Below are 2,440 nucleotides of genomic sequence, written 5' to 3'. Positions count from 1 at the left end.
CCGCGACCTTGAGTGTGGTGTCGCTGGCAGCGGATGTGGCCTCGATAGCCTTGCTGGCCACCGGCAATGAAAACGCCGGGCGGATTCTGGGCTGGGTGGGCATGGCAACCGGGCTGGCCTCGGCGGCTCCATCGATGGCCGGGGCTGCGGCCAAGGGGGTCAAAAAGGCCGGCAAGTTCGTGGGCAGCTGGCAGCATAAATTGCAGCATGCCGGGGGCAGAGGTCGAGGTTTTCCTGCGCCAAGGACACATCAGGTACCCACACTCCAGTCTTTGGCTAACAATGCCGCTGATCCGCAAGAGGTATGGCGTGCTACTCGTCACATGGACATTGCCGGATCCGCAGACCGCTTGACTCTAATTGCCTCGGATGCGGCAAATAGGTATGGCAGAACTGGTGCGCGAGCATTTAACGAAGTACGAGAATATTATCTGCACGCAAATCCAAGGGTTCCAGTGATCTTGCCGGCAAACAATGTACCGACTGGAAATTTAATAATTAACGGCGTCGTTGCACCTTTGTTTGCAAATAACCCTGATTATGTTCGTGAGGTCCGGCTGATCGCATCCAATAGTCGCGCGAGATTCGATTACACGGATTTGTTAAATGCCAATATACAACCCGACACCCTGAGAACCATGAGCCGGGCATTTGCTGAAAGTGTGCCCAGCATTCCGCACGAACTTAGAAGGCGGCCTCGTATTCAGCAACTTTTGGCGCATTGGTCAGAGGATGAGGCCTGGTTTTTGTACGGTGATGTAATGCGTAACATGTATATGACGGTACGTCTTTAAGTCCGCACGGAAATACAGCTGATAGTTTATGTCCGGTAACCAGTCGCAGTTTGAAAAAGTGCGACTGGTTTTGCGCCGTCACTTTGTTCATTGCGTAGATCACCGTCCCGTTGCCTCAACGCCTCTCTTCTTTGCGCCCCGCGAAGAAAACAGCAGCGCATTGGTTTGATGCTGCAAAGTCCAGCCGCTCTACAGCGGGGCCAGGCCCCAAGCAAAATTACACCCTGGCGCCCCGGTTTTTTTTTGTAGCTGCCTCACCTACAGCCCTTGCTGATATCGGTCTCAAGTCAGCGCTTTTATTCTGCGAGCTCTTTCATTATTTCAAGGAATAGAAGCATGATCGAACCATCTGAGCACACCCACGACATCCAGTCCGCCGCCAGCCTGCTTAGCAGCGGCGATGTGTATTCCGGGGCCTACAACTTTATGAGCAGCATCAGTGCCGGGGTCGATCCGCGCACCGGTGCGTTCTCGGCATCGATCAGCCTGCCCACCGGCGCCGCCAACGATTTGCGCGGGCCCGTCAGCCAGTTGCGCCTGAGCCATAGCCCGCTGATGACAGCCGACCAGGGCTTTGGTCTGGGCTGGATGCTCGGCACCACCTCCTGGGATGGCGCCAGCCAGCAGTTGCAGCTCAATTCCGGCGAGCGTTTTCGCGGTGAGATTGTTGGCCAGCACATGCGCTTTCCCGATGTGCGTTTGCCGGTAGTCGCAGTGACCGTTCAGCGTCATGAAATATGGGTCCGGCATAACGACGGCACTTGTGAACGACTGATCCCGCTGGCCGGACACTCGAGCTTGTGGGTGGTCAGCACTTTGGTGGGGGCCGATGGCAGCGCCTTGACCTTTGACTGGCGCTCGGTTGGCAATGGGGCTTACCTGCAAAAAGTCAGCGATGCCCAGGGCCGCACGGTGCTGGCTCTGGCCTACGAGGGCCAGCAAACCAGTCTGACTTTGCAACCGGATACCCCCGCACAGGTGGTGATGTCTTTTCACCGGGTATCGGGGCAGTTGCGCCGGGTGACAGTGGACGGCCTTCCCGGCAGTGGCTGGCAGTTTGAGTACAGCACTGCGACTTCCGGATTACTGCTGCTGAGCAAATGTACCCAGCCCACCGGCAGTAGCGAAGAGGTGACCTACAGTGAGGCAAAGGGCCTGGCGTTGCCGCCGGGGGCGCCGTTCCCACGGATGCCGGTGGTCAGCCAGACCCGCAAGGACCCGGGGGACGGCCAGCCGGTGCAACTGGTTCGTTATGACTATGGGCTGTATGGCAGCAACAATTACTTCGGCTGGCCGGCGGTACGTCAGTGGCGTAATCGCGAAGACAACCTCTATCACCTGACCGGATCCGGGGATTTTCTCTATGGCTCCACCGAAACCCTGATGGATGCCCGGGGCACCCCCCTGCAAACCATCAGCCGCACCTTTAACCGCTTTCACCTGCTGACCCGTGAACGCACGCTACAGGGCCAGACCCTGCAAGAAACTGAAACCACCTATTACGACGAGCCGTGGCTGTCCATTGCCCGGCAACTGCCTTACTTCCAGTTCCCGCACAAGGTCATTACCCGCAAGGCGCAGCTGGACGGCCAACGGGTGCTGCGAGAGCTTGTTACCGAAGAAGAAACCCGCTACGACGACCTCGG

General features: G+C 57.7%; 2 protein-coding genes. Both read left to right on the top strand.

Annotated features, from left to right (window positions below; translation table 11 throughout):
* Positions 1-794: hypothetical protein (locus JQ845_RS22715; RefSeq protein ID WP_203009500.1), on the top strand; the 794-nt coding region annotated here is incomplete at its 5' end.
* A gap of 336 nt (positions 795-1,130) precedes the next feature.
* The coding region (locus tag JQ845_RS22710) for a hypothetical protein (RefSeq protein WP_203009499.1) at positions 1,131-2,440 on the top strand (1,310 nt) is incomplete at its 3' end.

This window comes from Pseudomonas paraversuta (assembly GCF_904063065.1).
Taxonomy (GTDB): Bacteria; Pseudomonadota; Gammaproteobacteria; order Pseudomonadales; family Pseudomonadaceae; genus Aquipseudomonas; species Aquipseudomonas paraversuta.
This window is presented reverse-complemented; position numbering and strand designations above follow the sequence as displayed.